The organism is Spiroplasma endosymbiont of Agriotes lineatus, assembly GCF_964019485.1.
Classification (GTDB): Bacteria; Bacillota_I; Bacilli_A; order Mycoplasmatales; family Nriv7; genus Nriv7.
Genome location: NZ_OZ026448.1, coordinates 128,795 through 147,970 on the forward strand (window position 1 = coordinate 128,795; position 19,176 = coordinate 147,970).

A 19,176-nucleotide genomic window follows, 5' to 3' on the forward strand; every position below is an offset into this window, starting at 1 on the left:
GCAAAGTAGTTTTAGTTAAAGGCAAAAAACCAACCTGTAAAAACCAAAATCTTGTCATATGTATATGGTTTCTACAATATTAAACAAAAATACTATTGAAAAAGTATTTTCAATTGATAGAATAAGTAGAGAACCATAATATCCGAACATACCTAAGAATCATAAGTTAGATTATGTTCATAAGTATTAGTAATATTTGCCGGTTTAATTCATAAAGAGGAGATGAAGAGAAATGAATAATGATACTCAACTAGAACAATATGATCAAGTAGCTCATATTAAAGTAATCGGTGTTGGTGGAGCCGGAAACAATGCTGTTAATCGCATGATCGAGGCAGGAGTTCAAGGTGTTGATTTCATTGTTGCAAATACTGATGCTCAAGTATTAAGCGTTTCTAAAGCTCGTGAAAAGATTATTTTAGGCAAACAATTAACTAAAGGTTTGGGAGCGGGTGCTAATCCAGAAATTGGTAAACAAGCAGCAATTGAAACTGAACCGGAAATTAAAAAGATGTTAGAAAATTCTGATATGGTTTTTATTGCTGCCGGAATGGGTGGAGGAACTGGCACAGGAGCTGCTCCGATTATTGCCCGAATTGCTAAAGATTTAGGTGCTTTAACAACTGCTATTGTTACAAGACCATTTGCTTTTGAAGGTAGTTTAAGGAGTTCTTATGCAGTTCAAGGTATTGAAGAATTAAGAAAGCATGTTGATTCATTAATAATTATTTCTAATGATAAATTATTGCAAGTAATTGGTGGTGTGCCTTTAACAGAATCATTTAATGAAACTGATAATATTTTAAGACAAGGAGTTCAAACAATTACTGATTTAATTGCTGTTCCCGCATTAATTAATTTAGATTTTGCTGATGTTAAAACAGTTATTGAAAGCAAGGGTAGTGCTTTATTTGGTATTGGTATTGGCACTGGGGAAAATAAAGCTATTGAGGCTGCTAATAAAGCAATTTATTCACCATTATTGGAAGCATCGATTAAAGGGGCTCAAAATGCGATTGTAAATGTTACAGGCGGTAATACCATGTCATTATTTGATGCCAATGATGCTGTTGATGTTGTTCGTCAAGCTGCTGGTAGTGAAGTAAATATTATTTTTGGTGTTGCTGTGAATGAACATCTCGATGATGAGATGATTGTTACAGTTATTGCTACTGGTTTTGATGAAAAACAAATTGAGAAAGCTAATCCTCAGGTTATTGAAGAAGCACGATTAAAAAGATTTCGCCCCGCAGGAGCAGAAAATTTGTTTAATTTTGGTTATGAAAATGATCAGTTACAAGAACGAAATGTTATTTATAAACCGCAGCGAGTTGGTAACTTTAAACCATCTGGTAATGGTTTGCAAGAGGAATTAAATAATGATGATGATTTACCACCATTTTTAAGAGGGCGATAATGATGTTCAAAAAAAGACAGAAAAAATCAGCAGTATTAGTTCAAAATGATGACATTCAATCTAATTCAGTGTTGTCACAGTTACATTCAACAATTAAACTTCAAGATAATGATTTAAGTTCTACTATGCAATCATTGGCAGTTGATGATAATTTAACAAAGCCATTATTAGAATATGAATTAGAAGTTTATGATCAAGTTATTGCTTTAGCAGACCGCTTAATTACTGGTGAAAATTTAATTGTTAATGTTGCAAATTTACCACCGATTGATCGCAAACGCACTTTAGAATTTTTAGGTGGCGTTATTTATACTTTGCAGGGTAAAGCTCAAAAGATTGATGCTTTTGCTTATGTTTTTATTAGTAATGAAAATTTTTAATAGGGACGCATAAAGTTTTGTTAGGCAGGAAAAGGTTTAAATAATTTTTAATGAAAAGCAACGACAATTTAATTATCATTTTATTTAAAAAATAAATAATAAAACAAAATATTTAATATCAACAAACATAATTTCAATAAAAGGTTATAAAAACCAAGGAAAACGCTTATAAAAATAACATTAAAATAAGTTTTTACAACAAAAATCATACATAAAAAATATATACTTAATTTGAATATTGAAATAATTTATAGTAAATGATTATTTTTTATTTTTTAAAAAATATCTAAGAAAAATAAACGCGACCATCGTAATTTAGTTAAAATTATTTGTACTAAAAAATAAGCAGAAAAATTTAACAAATTAATTTTAAATAAAATAATTGCAACAATGAATTTATTGTTATCAAAAACAAAAAACAGTTGTCAACAAATATTACTTACTTATCAATCAGAATCAATAACAGTAGAAGAAGAAATTGATGCAAGCAATAAACTAAAAGATGAAATAAAGATTAAAAATTAATATAAATAAAAGTAGTTTATTAATTATTAAGAATAAATATTATAAATTTGATTTCGATTATTAGTATTTTGTGGATAATAAATAAATTCATTTTTTTAGATAGAATAATTAATTAGCGTTTTTTGTTATCAATAAATTAAATAGTAAATAAAATTAAGTTATGGTTTTTCATTTAATAATTTTAGTTCAAGTATATTATTTTATAGGGGGTTTAAATAAATGCGAATTATATTATCAGGAGTAGTGGGGGCCGGGAAGTCAACTATTAGTGAAGAATTATCAAAAAGATATGCGGATTATTTATTAATGAATGAGCCGGTAAAGGAAAATCCATATTTGGATGAATATTATCGTAATCCGCAACAAATAGCTTTTAAAATGCAAGTATATATGTTAATGGCACGAAGTCAACAATTAAAGTTAACTAAGGGTAGGGCAAATGTAATTTTTGATCGTAGTGTGATGGAAGATGTTATTTTTGTTGAAGTGTTAAAAGAATTACAACTTATTAATGTTACTGATTATCAGGTTTATTGTGACTTTTATCACAATGTGATTTTAGATGGCATTTATTTAGATAATTTAATTACTCCCGATTTAATTGTTTTTTTACGCGTGTCTTCGTCAACAGCAATTCAACGCATAAAAGTTCGTGCCCGGGCTAGTGAATTATTAATTGATGAAAATTATTGAGTTTTATTAAATGAGAAGTATGAACAATGATATGAAAAACATAAAAATAATTTTAATTTTTTAGTTATTGAAAGTGATAATAAGTCAATTGATGAAATAACTAATATTATTATTGATAAATTAAAATAAAAAATAAATCGCTAAGTATATTTTACCTTCTACTTTTTGTTGTTTTAGGTTAGGGTGTTATAACTTATTGTGAAATGATTATTTAATAATTGTTTAGTTGTATACTATAAATTCATTTAGGGAGTATTTTAATGTCGGAAATGAATGTGATATTATTTGTTTTAGTTGTTAGACATTTTTATGTTCAATAACTTAGATTTTGGATATTTGTTGAAGTTAGTAAGAAATTTTCTTACTAAAAAATAAAGGAGAATTATAGATGCGTGATTGAAAAAGTACTTTGTTAATGCCGCAAACTATGTTTGAAATGCGGGCTAATTTAAAAGATAAAGAATTGTATTATCAACAAAAGTGGCAAAAAGAACAATTATGGTCACAGATTTTATTAAAAAATGAATTTGGTAAAAAGTTTATTTTACATGACGGGCCACCTTATGCTAATGGTAGTATTCATGTTGGTCATGCTTTGAATAAAATTTTAAAAGATATTATTGTAAGAAATCGTAGTTTTAATGGTTATTATGTACCATTATTATTTGGTTGAGATACACATGGACTGCCAATTGAAACAGCAGTTACTAAGTTAAATATTGAGTGAAAAAAATCAGGCCCAGTTTTATTTCGTAATAAGTGTTATGAATATGCTCAAGAGCAAATAGCAATTCAAAAGCAACAATTTGCCCGCTTGGGGTTATTAAATATTCCTAATGATGAATATATTACTTGTGTTCCCACATATGAAGGTTATCAAATTGATTTTTTAATAATGATGATTGAACAAAAGCTTATTTATCGCGGATTAAAACCCGTATATTGATCACCAAGTAGTCAAACAGCGTTAGCTGAAGCAGAAGTAGAATATACGGAAAAGATATCACCAAGTGTTTTTATTGCTTGTGATTTGAAAGCCGGTAATGGTATTTTAGATAATGATGTGCGATTAGTAGTATGAACGACAACACCGTGAACATTAACTAGTAATCAATTTATTTCTGTTGATAAAGATATTGAATATGTTGTTATTAACTCAAACCAAGGTAAATTGGTCGTTGCTAAGGAATTATTAGCAAAAGTTAGTGAACAATGTCAATTATTAGATGTTAAAGTTATTAAACAATTAATTGGTGCTAATTTAGTTGGTATTACTTATTTTCATCCGTTATATAACAATATTATTAATAAAGTAGTGTTAGGACATCATATTACTTTAACCGAGGGGACGGCATTAGTTCATACTGCTTGTGGTTTTGGTGTTGATGATTTTATTATTGGTCAACAAAATAATACAACGCCAATTGTTAGTGTTGATAATGCTGGTTATTTTACTGATGTAATTAATGATAAACAATTACAAGGTAAATTTTATGAAGATACTAATAAAATTATTACTACAAGATTAAAAGCTGACAATAAATTATTAGCTTTATCTTTTATTAAACATTCTTATCCTCATGATTGAAGAACTAAAAAGCCAATTATTTATCGAGCAACTGAACAATGGTTTGTTGCCATTAGTGCTATTAAATCACAATTATTGGAACAAATTAATCAAGTTAAATATTTACCAGTTTGAGGTCAAGAAAGAATGCGTCAGATGATTACGCATCGTGATGATTGATGTATTTCGCGCCAAAGATTATGGGGAGTGCCGATTACTATTTTGTATGGTGAAGATAATGAACCGATTTATGATGTTGTATTAATTAAACATTTTCGTGATTTAATTGCTCAATATGGAACAGCAATTTGATGAAGTTGACCATTAGATAAGTTATTGCCAAAAAATTATGCTCATCATCAAGCCCCTAATGGTAGGTTTCGTAAAGAAACTGATATTATGGATGTTTGATTTGATAGTGGAATTTCGCATTGAAATTTGTGGCAACAAAAGCATTGAAAATATCCTGTGGATCTTTATTTAGAGGGTAGTGACCAGTTTCGAGGATGATTCAATTCTTCATTAATTACAGGTGTTATTAGTCCGTTAAAACGAGTTCCTTATGAACAAGTAATTATTCATGGATTTATTAATGATGAAAAAGAGAAAAAAATGTCAAAATCATTAGGTAATGCTATTGATCCTTTGGAAGTGTGCACTACTTATGGTAGTGATATTTTGCGATTATGAGTTTCATCCGTTGATTACACTGATGAAATGAAAATAGGTAATGATATTTTAAAACAAGTTAGTGAGAACTATCGTAAAATTCGTAATACAATGCGTTTTATGTTAGGAAATTTATTTGATTTTAAATCAGAACATATTGTTAAGGAGTATGAAATAGTTGATCAGTATTTATTAGTTAAAACCCAAGAATATCATCATGCAACACAAGTGGCATACAATAATTATGATTTTAATGAAGTATATATGTTAACAAACAATTTTATTGTTAATAGTCTTTCGGCATTTTATCTTGATTTTACTAAAGATATCTTATATATTGAAGAAGCAAATAGTATGCGTCGAAAACAAGTACAAACAACAATTTATTATATTTTACAAACAATATTGTTTAATTTGGCGCCAATTTTAGTTCACACTTGTGAAGAAGTTTATGAGCATTTACCGTTAACAAATAAATTATCTTCAATTCATTTAATGGATATGGTTGTATTGCCAACATTTGAAAATATTAGTGAAATTAAAAATATCGGATATAAACTTTTACAATTACGCGAAGATGTTAATAAGGCATTAGAATTAGCAAGAAATGAAAAGGTTATTGGTAAGTCCTTACAAGCTCAAGTTATTATGCAGTTAAATGATAATTATCAAGAGTTAGCAACAATAAATAATTTAGGACAAATGTTTATTATTAGTGAGTTAATTGTTAGTAACAATTTAAGTGTCGGTGTTCAGTATCCAACGGCTAAAATTGCGGTAAAATTAAAACTTGGTGATAAGTGTGTTCGTTGTTGAATGATTGTGAGTGTTACGATTGATGAACTTTGTTCTCGTTGTCAAAAGGTTATTAGTGAATTAGAGGAAAATAAATAATGAATCGTCATTTAAAACAATTAAAAAATTCAGTTGAGGAATATTTCAGTAATTATACTTGAAATTTAAAGAAAAAATTATTATTGTTAATAACTATTTTTATTCTTATTTTAATTGATTTTATAATTAAAAATGCTGTTATTAATAATTTAAATGGAAATGAAATGGTTAATTTTTTACCAGGATTTATTCAAATTGAGTTAGTATATAATACAGGAGCCGCATTTGGAATTGGTGCTGAAAATCCTGAATTAATGGTTGTTGTGCAAAGTATTATTATTTTGTTAATTTTAGTAGGATTTTTATTTGCGCAAACAACAATGATGAATATTGGTTTGGCATTAATTGTTGCTGGCGCATTAAGTAATTTTGGTGATCGGTTTTCAAATCAAATTGTTGAATGAGGCGTTGTTGATTATTTTTCTTGACAATTATTTTCACCATATTCAATTTTTAATATTGCGGATATGTTTGTTTTTGGCGGAACAATTGTAATTATTTTAATACCAATAACTAGTTATTGAGAATAATAAGATGGAAAAGAAATTAGTTATTATTGTTGAAGAAGTACCAAGTATTAAAAGAATTGATAAGTATTTGCAATTAAAATTTTCTGCGATTAAAGGTCTTTCTCGTAGTCAAATTCAAAAATTAATTACTAATGAAAAAGTTATTGTTAATAATCAAATTATTACTAATAACTATAATGTTAAGCAAAACAATGTGATTACAGTTAATTTTCAAGAAGATAAATCTCGACAAGGCGAAAATCTTGATAAAAAAGATTTAGATATTGTTTATGAAGATGAGTATTTATTAGTAATAAATAAACCAAAAAATCTTGTTGTTCATCCCGGGGTTGGCAATTGAGATAATACACTAGTTAATATTTTATTAGCTAAAGATATTAAATTATCTGATAATGATGTCGTAAGACCAGGTATTGTGCATCGTTTAGATAAAAATACAACAGGATTACTTATTATTGCTAAATGTAATTATGTTCATCAAAAGTTAACTAATCAGTTACAAAATAAATCTTTAACTAGAAAGTATTTTGCTCTTGTTCGTGGTATTATTAATAAAGAGAGTGGTTTTATTGATAGTCCCATTGGTCGTAATCCTAAAAATCGTAAACGAATGGCGATTGTTTTTAAAAATAGTAAACCAGCTCAAACTAAATTTAATGTTATTAAAAGATTTTTAGAAAGTAATATTACTTTTCTTGAATGTGAGTTATTAACAGGAAGAACACATCAAATCCGTGTTCACTTAAGTTTTATTAAACATCCTGTTTTAGGAGATCATTTATATGGAATTAAACAAGATTTAGATGAACATTATGAACAATATTTACATGCTCATGAGATTACGTTTATTCATCCTATTAGTGGTAAGAAAATGAAGTTGAATTGTGAATTACCAGAATCTTTTAAAACAAGGTTAGATATTTTACAATAGGTTTTTTAATCACTGTAGTGTAGTGATAAACTTTATCTAATAAGGAGGGGAGGAAGTATGACGACAATGGAAAGAAATACATTTGATATTTTAAAAATGCAATTAGTTGAGTATTTTAAACAAATTGAAAAATATCAAATTCATCAGCGAAAATGACGATGAAAGCGAAATAAAGAACATAATTTATATTTAATTAATTTATTTAATAAGAGTTATCAATTTATTAAGATTTTAGATTATTTTAATCATTCGGAAATGTGATCGGCAAAAGATTTAAAACAAAATCAGTTAGATATTGATATTTTTCGTAAAGAAATTGCTACTAGTAGTCATAGTAAATTACAAGTATTAACAATTGTATTAACTAAGGTTATTCATGAGTCATTGCTTTTTAGTAATAACGATGGGATTGTTTTTGTTAATCCAGAAACTTTAGTCGCCCAATTGAAACCAATTTATTCACAAATTGATCAAATTGAAACCATTGCTTTTCAAGAAAAATCTAGTAATGATGATGAGGTTTTTGATCCGAAGTCAATTACTAGTGATGATTTAAAAGAAGGTTCATTATTACAAAAAAGAATGAAAGATTTTCATAATTTAACAACTAAGCAAAATATATTTTTAGCTTATGTGTTTACATTTATTCCCTTACTATTACCAATTCTAGTTCCATTTTTTGTGCCACAAATTCGTGAGATTTTGCAAGAAAAAAATGATAATAGTTTAATTGATGGTGAAATCGAGTCACAATTAATGTTAGGTGGTTCATATAAACATTTAATTTTTCAAGCTGGTCAGTTTTGACGATGAATAGTTTATCCATTAGCTGGTGACAATGGGTTTAATTTATTTTTATCGTGTTTAGTCATTTTTTATTGTGCTCGTTTAGTTGAGTCATTTTATAAACCGTGAAATCTAGGATTAATTATTCTTTGTACAACAGTAATTGTTGGTTTTACTCATTCAGTTGTTGCTAGTGCAATGTATAATTTTAAGTCGCAAAAGATACCAAATATTTTAACAGGACCTTTATATTGAGCATGAATGGTAATTCCACCACTTTATATTTTTAGTTTTACTAAAAAGGATTTTTCAGCTTTTGTTGTTCGCAGAAGATTAATTTTACCAACAGTTTTTATGTTTATAACATTTATTTTAAATGGCGACCGCTTAGCAATGCCATTAATTTTGACTTTTTTCATTAGCTTTTTTATTAGTTATTTTTTAGGTTATAATAAGCAAGCATGAGAATGAAAGCGCGGTGCTGCTGCTGCTGCTGTTTTAGTATTAGTGTTAGTGGTGTTAATTTTATATTTAACTAATAATCGTTTTTTTACCGATGAAGATGGATGAACTCACACAATTCTTCAAGATTATGTTAAACTAGGTTTAATTTCACAAGAAAAATCAGATATTTTTGGTATGTTTAGATAAAATGATGTCAAAATGATTATCCCATTTAACATGAGATCAATATTTTATGAGTTTTGCTTAAATAGTTACTGCCCAATTAACTGTGTCTCTAAGTAATTAACTTAAATTCACTTTGTCTTCAAATTTTACTTTTAAAAAATAATCAGCAACTTTATCAATTTTATCAGGGGGTTTTTGCTTTTTTATAATTTTTTGTTTTACTTCTTCTTAATAGAATTCAGAATGAATTATCGAGACACAGAATTTTGGACAGGCTCTAGGCTCTATAAATATCAATAAATTATATTTATTAGGGGAATTAATATTTGTTTAATGTTTCCTATTTAACATTCTTTTATTAGTGTGTTAAAATTAAATAGTTAAATATTAATTATTTAGATATTTGGGAGTATATTAATGAGAAAGAAAAAAAAAGCCCACGAAAAATTGGAAACATTAACAAGAAAAAATAATATCGCTTTAAAAGTACAAGATATTGAATTTAAATATCGTACAAATTATCCTAATGCTGTTGATGGTGTTAGTTTTATTATTAATCATGGCGAGTATGCAACTATTATTGGTCATAATGGTAGTGGGAAATCAACTTTATCAAAAATTATTATTGGTGTTTTAAAAGCGCAAAAAGGTAGCATTGAAGTATTTGGTAATTTAGTAACTAAAGAAAATAGTCAATTAATTTCTCGTAAATTAGGAATTGTTTTTCAAAATCCGGATAATCAATTTATTGGTTCAACAGTTCGTGATGATATTGCTTTTGGTTTAGAAAATAAATGTATTGATCCAAAATTGATGCCTGATATTATTACTAAATATTCGCAAATGGTGGGAATGGAAAGTTATTTAGATCACGAACCATTATTATTATCTGGTGGTCAAAAACAAAGAGTAGCGATTGCTTCGGCTTTAGCATTAACTCCAAAATTAATTATTTTTGATGAAGCCACTAGTATGTTGGACCCTAAGGGAAAAAGAGAAGTAAAAGAAATTATAGTGCAATTAAAAAAATCTCGTGAGAAAACAATTATTTCAATTACACATGATATGGATGAAATTATTAATGCTGATAAGGTATTAGTAATGAATAAAGGAAAAGTTGTTCGTTTTGGTAAACCAGAAGAAATTTTAAAAGAAGTTGATTTTTTAAGAAGTATTCATTTAGATATTCCTTTTATTTTAAAAGTATCTTATGGATTAAAAAAGTATGGTGTTAATATTGAAGAAACATTATATGAAGAGGAATTGGTACAACAAATATGTCAAAAAAATTAATTATTGATAATCCATCTAATTTAATTAAATTTAATAATGTTAGTTATATTTATGCTCCTAAAAGTCCATTCCAATTTCAGGCTTTAAAAAATGTTAATGTTTGAATAAAAGATCATATTATTACGGCAATTATTGGTTCTACTGGTAGTGGAAAATCAACTTTAATTCAACATATTAATGGATTATTAATTCCAACAGTGGGGCAAGTTATTGTTGGCGATTTTCTGATTAAAGCAAAACAAAGAAAAGTTAAAAATCAGAAGTTATTACGAAAATCGGTGGGGTTAGTTTTTCAATTTCCGGAATATCAATTATTTGAAGAAACAATTGAAAAGGATATTATGTTTGGTCCTTTAAACTTTGGTGTTAAAAAAGATGAAGCCCGACTTAAAGCTGCTAAATATTTAAAACTTGTGGGATTAGGTCAAGAATATTTAACTCGTTCGCCTTTTGATTTATCTGGTGGCCAAAAAAGAAGAGTAGCGATTGCTGGAATTTTGGCGATTGAAGGTCATACTTTAATTTTAGATGAACCAACAGCCGGCTTAGATCCTGACGGAGAAGAAGAGTTAATGAAGTTATTTTTTAAATTTAATAAACAAAATAAAAAACGCATTATTCTTGTTACTCATAATATGGATCATGTTTTGCAATACGCTGATGAGGTTGTTGTTTTAAAAAATGGTCAATTGTATCATCAAAGTGTTCCTGTTAGTCTTTTTGCTAATGTTCGATTAATTAAAGAAATTAATATTGAACCGCCAAAAATTTTTCGTTTTTTACAAAAGTTAAAAGATAATGGTTTTGATATTAGTGGTATTAATGCTCGGACTGTTGAAGATCTAGTAACCCAATTAGCACAAAGAATTAATAGTAAATAGAAGGAGTTAGTTTATGAATATATCATTTGGGCGGTATTTGCCATATAATTCTCTTATTCATCGCCTAGACCCTAGAATTAAAATGTTATCAATAATTGCTTTAATTGCAACGGTTTTTATTAGCACTGGTTTTACCGGTTATATTTTAACCGGAACAGTAATTATTAGTATTTTCTTTATTTCTAAATTACCATTACCATTATTATTTTCTTTATTTAAGTTTGTTATTTTTGTAACTCTAGTATTATTAGTATTAAATTTCTTTCTTATTAAGCCAGAATTTGATACGGATAAACAACCACTTTGAGATACAGTAGGTCTTATATATCAACCAGCTAAGTTTAAGATACTTATTGTGTCTTGAAAAGCGATTTTAACGACATTATATATTTCTTTAAGAATTTATTTGATGGTTTTAGTGACAACGATTTTGACATCAACAACAAAACCATTAGATTTGACATTAGCTTTGGAAGATTTAATGTGATCTTTGAAACTAATTAAAATTCCCGTTCATATTATTTCAATTATCATTTCAATGGCATTAAGAATGTTACCAACTTTATTTGAAGAAGCAATGCGAATTAAAAAAGCACAAGCATCAAGAGGAATGGATTCTAAAAATGGTAAATTTAAAGATAAAATTAAATCAATCATTTCTTTAATTATTCCTTTACTAGTATCATCATTTCAAAAAGCTGAGGATATGGCTTATGCAATGGATGTTCGAGGTTATGATCCCCATCAAAAAAGAACAAGATTTCGTCAATATCGGATTGGATTTTTAGACGTATTCATTTTAATTTTAATTTTTAGTTTTTTATCATTAATGGTGGTATTATCTACTAATATTGGTATTGAATGATTAAATAGTTGCGATGTTTGAAAGCCGATGCGTTATGTTGATCAGTTTGTTTGACGATCAATAATATATTAAATAATGGTTTCTTATTTATTATCCATTAGTTATGATGGTAGCAAGTATCGGGGATGGACATGGACCCGTCAAAATAACAAAATTACTGTTGAAGTTCATTAATCGCAGAGTTATTACTAGTGTTTTTAATTGTGAGTTTAAAATTCAAGCAGCAATTCGTACCGATAAAAAAGTTCATAGTTATGACCAAAAAGTTAAATTATCATTTAATATTAGATTAGAACCAAAACAATTACAATGAATTTTAAATAATAAATTACCTAATGATATTTATATTACTAATTGTTTTATTGTTGCTAATGATTTTCATGTGCGAAAAAAATGTGTTTTAAACACATATCATTATCAGATTAATTGTGGGCCTTACAATGTATTTCAACAAAGATATATTTATCAATATAACAAACCGTTACGAAAAATAAATTTACAAAAGATTGCTAAGATTTTTGTTGGGACTTATGATTTTTCTAATTTTTCTTTATTAAAAGATAATGAAACTATTAATCGTGTGCGAAATATTAAGAGTATTAAAATTAAAAAACATCAAGATTTAGTGATAATTATTATTAAAGTCCCAAGCTTTATTCGTCATCAAGTAAGGATGATTGTTGGTAGTATTTTAGCTTGTTATGAAGGGAAAATATCGTTAGCACAGTTGCAAGAAAAATTATTAAATCCTTTAACTTTGAAAACTAAATATCAAGTATCTGGTGTTGGGTTGTACTTAATGAATATTAAGTATTAAATTTTTATTTTAATTTATCTTTAATTAATTTTTTTAAAGTTTATAATTAAGTTTGATAGAAGGTGAAGAAATGATTATTTTAAATGGTATGATAGATGGTAATAGTAGCGGTAGCGTTCAATTCAATGTCAGAAGAAAATAATGAGATGCCAAATTCTAACAAACAACAAGAGCATCATCCAAATGATGGACATGATGACCACAATAATCAAGATATGGAAAATAATAATATGCCAAATGAAAACAGTGAAGAAGATTATGGACGCATAAAGTTTTCTTAGGTAGAAAAATGTTTAAATAATTTTTAATGAAAATCAACGACAATTTAATTATCATTTTATTTAAAAAATAAATAATAAAACAAAATATTTAATATCAACAAACAAAATCTCAATAAAAGGTTATAAAACCTAAAAAAACGCTTATAAAAACAACATCAAAATAAGTTTTTACAACAAAAATCATACATAAGAAATATATACTTAATTTGCATATTGAAATAATTTATAGTAAATGATTGTTTTTTCTTTTTTAAAAAATACCCAAGAAGACTAAATACGATCGAATGCTAATCGTATTATTACCGGTGAAGATGATGAATTGTATGATGAAATTTGTGATTTTGTTATTGCGAATAAAAAGATATTCGCTTCATTAATTCAAAGAAGATTTGGTGTTGGTTATAATCGGGCAGCAAGATTAATTGATAGGTTTAGAAACTAATGATGTTGTTGGGCCGCAAAATGGGTCCAAACCTCGTGAAGTTTTGATTATGAATAAAAGAGTAGGAATTTTGATAATGGCGTGATTTAAACCCTTTTTTTTACAAGAAAAAATTAAAAATTTACCACAAGGTTCGGGATGTTATCAGTTTTATAATGAAACTCAGCAATTAATTTATGTTGGTAAAGCAAAAAATATTCAACATCGGGTAAATAATTATTTTAGTAAAGTTCATAATTTTAAAACTACTAAATTAGTTCGTGAAATTGCTGATGTTGCTTATATTTTAACAATTAATGAAAAAGAAGCATTATTGTTGGAATATAATTTAATTAAAGACAACCGTCCCCGATATAATATTTTATTAAATGATGATAAAACATATCCTTATATTAAAATTACTGATGAAAATAATCCTGAATATCGTTTTGTTCGTAAAGTTAAAAAAGATAATGGTAAATATTATGGTCCTTTTCCTGATGGTTCGGGCGCTAGAGAAGTTTTAAAGATATTGCAACAATTATTTCCTTTGCGAAGATGTAAAGGAAGTTTAGGGGCGTCGTGTTTATATTATCATCTGCAATTATGTTCCGGCGCTTGTTTTAAAGAGGTTCCTTGGGAATATTATGCCTTGATGAAAAAGAAAATTAATGATTTTTTTCAAGGAAAAAATCAAAATATTAAAAATAAAATTATTGAGCGAATGCAACAAGCAGCGATTAATTTACAATATGAAGAAGCACAAAGATTAAAAAATGTCTTAGATAAGTTACAATTATTTATTTCTAATCAATTTGTTCAATTTCCTGATTTTCGTAATCGTGATTTTATTGGTTATGCTATTAAAGATCATAAATTATCAATAACAGCATTATTTTATCGTAATGGACAATTGCTTTCTAAAGATGAACAAATTTTTACTTTATTTAATGATGATTTAACTGATGCAATGAGAAATTATTTACAACAGTTATATACTAATAATATTGTCCCCCAAGAATTATATGTTGCTAATATTGTTTTAGATGATTTAGCAGAAGCATTAAATATTAAAATTATTAATAAGATTAATAAAAAAATGCAAGAAATAATTTCTTTAGCTACTAAGAATGCTCAAGAATTATTAAAGCAACAACTTGTTGATTCCTATCAAATTAAATATCGTTATTATGAGATTGTTGAACAATTAGGAAATATTTTAAAAATCGCGACGCCACAATATATTGAAATTATTGATATTGCTAATTTAGGACATGATAATGTTATTGGTGGGGTTATTGTTTATAAAAATGGTCAAGCAATTAAAAAACTGTTTCGTCGTTATAAAATTCAAATTGAACAACAAGGGGATTATCATTATTTGCAAAATTTAGTTTATCGTCGTTATTGAAAAAAATTAATGAATAAGGAACCAATGCCGGAGTTGATTATTGTTGATGGTGGTAAGTTGCAAATTGATAGTGTGCAGTTGCAATTGAAAAATTTAAATATTAATTTACCAATTGTTGGTCTTGTTAAAAATAGTCATCATAAAACTGATTATTTATTAGATAATAAAGGTTGTCGGTTGGATATTGCTAAAAAGAGTGCTTTATTTCATTGATTAACTAAAGTTCAAGAAGAGGTACATAATTATACAATTTTATTTCATCGTCAACAACAAACTAATTCTTTATTTGTTAATTCGTTAAAAAAAGTTAAAGGATTAGGTGAGTTAACTATTAAAAAGTTATATCAACAGTTTGAAACATTAACAAAAATGAAAGCAGTTTCATTTGCCGAATTAAATGCTATTATTAAAAATAAAACAATAACAAAGGAGTTAATTGCTTATTTAAAAGATAATTAATTTAGAAATTTTGCTCACTAGATCGAAAAAATTTATTGCTAATTTGATGTTAAAATGCTTATATAAAAATATAAGCATTTTTATTTTTACTAAAATAAAAGAAAGATAATATTTTTTTGGATTGGCAACCCTTTTTAGGACAATTTTTATATAGACATTTGTTTTCTAAAAGTAACTGGAGATAAATAATTTAAACTGCCATGTATTCTAAGATTATTGTATCAATTAATGTAATCAAATAATTCAAGTTCTAATTGTGCAAGATCATTGAATTTTCTACCATTAATAAATTCTTTTTTAAAAACTTTATAAGTTGCTTCAGCAACTGCATTATCATAAGGACAACCCTTCGCACTCAATGATCTTTGAATTTTAAATGTAGATAATAATTGATCAATTATATTATTTTTAAACTTATTACCTCGGTTGGTATGAAATATTTCAATTTTTGATAATGGTCTAGTAATTCGCATAATAGCTTGATAAACCAACTCCGTATTTTTATTTGGTCCGGAACTATAACCAACAATCTCGCGATTATACAAATCAATTAGGAGACACGCATAAAATCATTTAAAACCCACTTTATATAAGTTAAGTCACTAACGATAGTTTCATTTATTTTTCTATTATTAAAGTCTCGGTTTACAATGTTATTTACTGGATCATTATTTACTTGAATATTTTTGCATTTAAGTCTTGTTTTTGTGTACTTTGATATCAAATTATTGTTTTTTATAATATTTCTAATTTTGTGTCTAGATAGGTTAATACTTTTATGAGCTAATACTACTTTGATTTTTCGAGCTCCATAGACTTGGTGGATTTCGTTAAATGCACCGATAATTTCTTGATTATAATTATTCACTATTTTCCTTGTGTATTTATTAATTTGATAATAGTAATTGAATTTTGAAATATTTAATAATTTACACATTTTTCTTATTGAATATTTTTTCTTATTGCTATTAATTATTGTTATTTTTTGGCCATTATCAGTGCGGCTTGCTTTAAAATGTCATTTTCCATTTTCAAGTCTTTAAGTTCTTTTCGTAAAGTTATTATTTCATTTTCTTCTAGTTTGCGATTGTCTTTTGCTTTAAATGAACCAGAATTATTATAATTTTTAACTCAACTATAAATAGTTGGTTTTGGTAAATTATATTCTTTCCCTAAATTAATAACACTTTTGCCATTTTTGTATAGCATGACAATTTATTTTTTAAATTCTTCAGAGTATGAGGTTTTATTTCCCGTTTTTATATTCCTTCTTTCTTAATAATTTCGAAGTCTATATAATTATGGTCCAACTTATTGTGGCCTATCCACAGATAATAATATGAAGGAGCATAAAGTTTTGTTAGGTAGGTAAAGATTTAAATAATTTTGAAAAAAACAATCACAATTTAATTATCATTTTATTTAAAAAATAAGTAATAAAACAAAATATTTAACATTAACAAACAAAATCTCAATAAAAGGTTATAAAAAATAAGCAAAATACTTATAAAAAAACATTAAAATAATTTTTTACAACAAAAATCATACATAAGAAATATATACTTAATTTGCATATTGAAATAATTTATAGTAAATGATTATTTTTTATTTTTTAAAAAATATCTAAGAAAAATAAACGCGACCATTAAAATATTATTTAAAATTCTAAAAATATGATAGTATTAGTATATAAAGATATATATATGTAAAGGTGATAAATAAATGAATGTAAACTTATTAAAATTAAACAATATTGTTTTTAATCTTGATGTTAATAGTCAAGATGATGTTTTTAATGAAATTGCTCGTTTAGCTGTTAAAAGCAATATTATTAACAGTCAAGATGATACTATTTTAATTACAGCGCTAAAAGCAAGAGAAGCTTTAGCATCAACGGGAACGGGTGCAGGTTTAGCTATTCCACATGTCCAAAATGATGTCATTAAAAAACCAACAGTAATGTTTTTACGTTTTAAACAAAAAATGGATTGAAAAGCAATTGATGATCAACCTGTACAAATAGCAATTGTTTTACTTGTTCCTAAAATTCAAGCTAGTGATTTACACTTAAATATTTTAAGTTCCATTGCTAAAAGATTATTAGATGAAAAAGTTAAAGAAATTTTAACAAGTAGCCTTAGTAAAGAAGAAATTATTAATGCTTTGTTTTGCGAAGAAACTAAAGAACAAAAGATAGTATCAAAACCAATAAATATTTTAGCCATTACTGCTTGTCCGGTTGGTGTTGCTCATACTTATATTGCTGCTGACAAGTTAAAACAAGCAGCAAAGAAGTTAGGTTATGGCATTAATGTGGAAACTCATGGAGCAGTGGGAGTTAAAAATTCATTTACTAATGAAGATATTACTAATGCTGATGCAGTTTTAATTGCATCTGATATTGGGATTGATTTAAATCGTTTTGCTAATAAAAAAATTTTACAAGTTAAAGTAAGTCAAGCAATTAAAAATCCTGAGCAATTATTAATTGATGCTTTAAATAGTAATAAAGTATTGTCTGCAATTAATTTTAGTACTAAAAATAAACAAGATAGTAATTCTATTTTAAAACACTTTATGACCGGTGTTAGTTATATGGTACCTTTTGTTATTTTGGGAGGAATTTTAGTTGCACTATCTATCAGTTTAGCAAAAATTATTACAGGAAACAATAATGCTACGCCTAATGATATTGAATTTTTAAAATATTTAAATATTATTGGGGCTAGTGCCATGTATTTAATGATTCCCATTTTAGGAGGTTTTATTGCTTATTCAATTGCTGGCAGGGCTGCTTTAGTGCCCGCAATGACAGCATCATTAATAGGAAACGAGGGAAATAATTTTTTTAAGTTTTTTAAAGTAAATATTATTGACTCGGTTACAAATAAACCAATCGATATGGTGCCAATGGGTTTTGTTGGTGCACTAATTGCTGGATTGGTGGCAGGATATTTAGTAAAATGAATTAATTCATGAAAAGTACCACAATCACTATCAGCCGCCATTCCAATTTTTGTTATTCCCATTTTGGTTGGAGGATTGTTATCTTTAATATTTATTTTTGTTATTGGTGCGCCAATTTCTTATGTTATGACTTGAGTGCAGTATGGTTTATCCTGAGTTTATGGTAATCAAAATATTGGTTTAGACATTGCCTTTGGAATGGGGTTATTAATTGGGGCAATGGCGGGATTTGACATTGGTGGTCCAATTAATAAAGTTGCTTTCTTTACTGCTAGTACATTAGTTACAATGAAAATTTATCAACCAATGGGGACAATGGCGGCGGCTATTCCGGTAGCACCACTTGGAATGGGTTTAAGTACAATAATTTTTCGTAAATATTTTGATGCTGAAAGTCGACAAGCAGGAATTGCCTCATTAATTATGGGAACAATTGGCATATCTGAAGGTGCAATTCCCTTTGCAATTAAGGATCCTAAACGAGCTATTATTGCTAATGTTATTGGTTCATCAATTGCTGGCGGAATAGCGGGAATCTTTTCAATTCAAAACTATGCCCAACACGGAGGGCCAATTATGGCATTCCTTGGAGCAGTTCCATATGGGTCACAAACAGCAATTTTTTTAATTATCATTGCTGTTGGAGCCTTAATAACTTGCTTTTCATATGGACTATTACTAATGATAAAAAATAATGAATTAAATTTAAAAAAATATAATTTTATGAAATATATTAATTGATTTAAAAGAGGGAAATAA

General features: G+C 27.0%; 15 protein-coding genes and 1 pseudogene. 15 read left to right on the top strand and 1 reads right to left on the bottom strand.

The window, feature by feature from the left end:
- Nucleotides 1-232 precede the first annotated feature (232 nt).
- From ftsZ to uvrC, 14 genes are all read left to right on the top strand, one after another.
- Complete coding sequence (gene ftsZ, locus AACK93_RS00710) at nucleotides 233-1,417, top strand: cell division protein FtsZ (RefSeq protein ID WP_339024678.1); 1,185 nt, start codon at nucleotides 233-235, stop codon at nucleotides 1,415-1,417.
- Nucleotides 1,418-1,419: 2 nt separating this feature from the next.
- A complete protein-coding gene (locus AACK93_RS00715) occupies nucleotides 1,420-1,797 on the top strand; it encodes a cell division protein SepF (protein ID WP_339024679.1) in 378 nt (125 codons plus the stop codon).
- 744 nt (nucleotides 1,798-2,541) lie between these two features.
- Nucleotides 2,542-3,144 carry a deoxynucleoside kinase gene (locus AACK93_RS00720; protein WP_339024681.1) on the top strand — a complete coding sequence of 201 codons (603 nt, stop codon included), beginning with the start codon at nucleotides 2,542-2,544 and terminating at the stop codon, nucleotides 3,142-3,144.
- Between the two features lie 259 nt (nucleotides 3,145-3,403).
- Entirely contained in the window at nucleotides 3,404-6,145 is a 2,742-nt protein-coding gene (gene ileS, locus AACK93_RS00725; RefSeq protein ID WP_339024682.1) for an isoleucine--tRNA ligase, read from the top strand.
- A complete protein-coding gene (gene lspA / locus AACK93_RS00730) occupies nucleotides 6,145-6,675 on the top strand; it encodes a signal peptidase II (protein WP_339024683.1) in 531 nt (176 codons plus the stop codon). The genes ileS and lspA overlap by 1 nt, the downstream gene beginning before the upstream one ends.
- Nucleotides 6,676-6,679: 4 nt before the next feature.
- On the top strand, nucleotides 6,680-7,606 hold the full coding sequence (locus AACK93_RS00735) for an RluA family pseudouridine synthase (protein WP_339024685.1): 927 nt from the start codon (nucleotides 6,680-6,682) through the stop codon (nucleotides 7,604-7,606).
- A 66-nt stretch (nucleotides 7,607-7,672) separates the two neighbouring features.
- Nucleotides 7,673-9,043: a hypothetical protein gene (locus AACK93_RS00740; RefSeq protein WP_339024686.1), complete on the top strand. Its 1,371-nt coding sequence runs from the start codon at nucleotides 7,673-7,675 to the stop codon at nucleotides 9,041-9,043.
- Nucleotides 9,044-9,439: 396 nt separating this feature from the next.
- On the top strand, nucleotides 9,440-10,315 hold the full coding sequence (locus tag AACK93_RS00745; RefSeq protein WP_339024687.1) for an energy-coupling factor transporter ATPase: 876 nt from the start codon (nucleotides 9,440-9,442) through the stop codon (nucleotides 10,313-10,315).
- Complete coding sequence (locus AACK93_RS00750; protein ID WP_339024688.1) at nucleotides 10,300-11,196, top strand: energy-coupling factor transporter ATPase; 897 nt, start codon at nucleotides 10,300-10,302, stop codon at nucleotides 11,194-11,196. Before AACK93_RS00745 ends, AACK93_RS00750 begins: the two co-directional genes overlap by 16 nt.
- A 13-nt stretch (nucleotides 11,197-11,209) precedes the next feature.
- A complete protein-coding gene (locus AACK93_RS00755; RefSeq protein ID WP_339024689.1) occupies nucleotides 11,210-12,133 on the top strand; it encodes an energy-coupling factor transporter transmembrane protein EcfT in 924 nt (307 codons plus the stop codon).
- 88 nt (nucleotides 12,134-12,221) lie between these two features.
- A complete protein-coding gene (locus AACK93_RS00760; protein ID WP_339024690.1) occupies nucleotides 12,222-12,878 on the top strand; it encodes a hypothetical protein in 657 nt (218 codons plus the stop codon).
- Between the two features lie 95 nt (nucleotides 12,879-12,973).
- A complete protein-coding gene (locus AACK93_RS00765; RefSeq protein WP_339024691.1) occupies nucleotides 12,974-13,159 on the top strand; it encodes a hypothetical protein in 186 nt (61 codons plus the stop codon).
- Nucleotides 13,160-13,478: 319 nt separating this feature from the next.
- Complete coding sequence (locus tag AACK93_RS00770; protein ID WP_339024693.1) at nucleotides 13,479-13,601, top strand: DNA translocase FtsK; 123 nt, start codon at nucleotides 13,479-13,481, stop codon at nucleotides 13,599-13,601.
- Nucleotides 13,582-15,450 carry an excinuclease ABC subunit UvrC gene (gene uvrC, locus AACK93_RS00775; protein ID WP_339024694.1) on the top strand — a complete coding sequence of 623 codons (1,869 nt, stop codon included), beginning with the start codon at nucleotides 13,582-13,584 and terminating at the stop codon, nucleotides 15,448-15,450. Before AACK93_RS00770 ends, uvrC begins: the two co-directional genes overlap by 20 nt.
- Before the next feature lie 146 nt (nucleotides 15,451-15,596).
- Here uvrC and AACK93_RS00780 read toward each other — a convergent pair.
- Nucleotides 15,597-16,659, bottom strand: a pseudogene (locus AACK93_RS00780) (IS3 family transposase).
- 513 nt (nucleotides 16,660-17,172) lie between these two features.
- Here AACK93_RS00780 and AACK93_RS00785 point away from each other — a divergent pair.
- On the top strand, nucleotides 17,173-19,176 hold the full coding sequence (locus tag AACK93_RS00785; protein ID WP_339024695.1) for a fructose-specific PTS transporter subunit EIIC: 2,004 nt from the start codon (nucleotides 17,173-17,175) through the stop codon (nucleotides 19,174-19,176).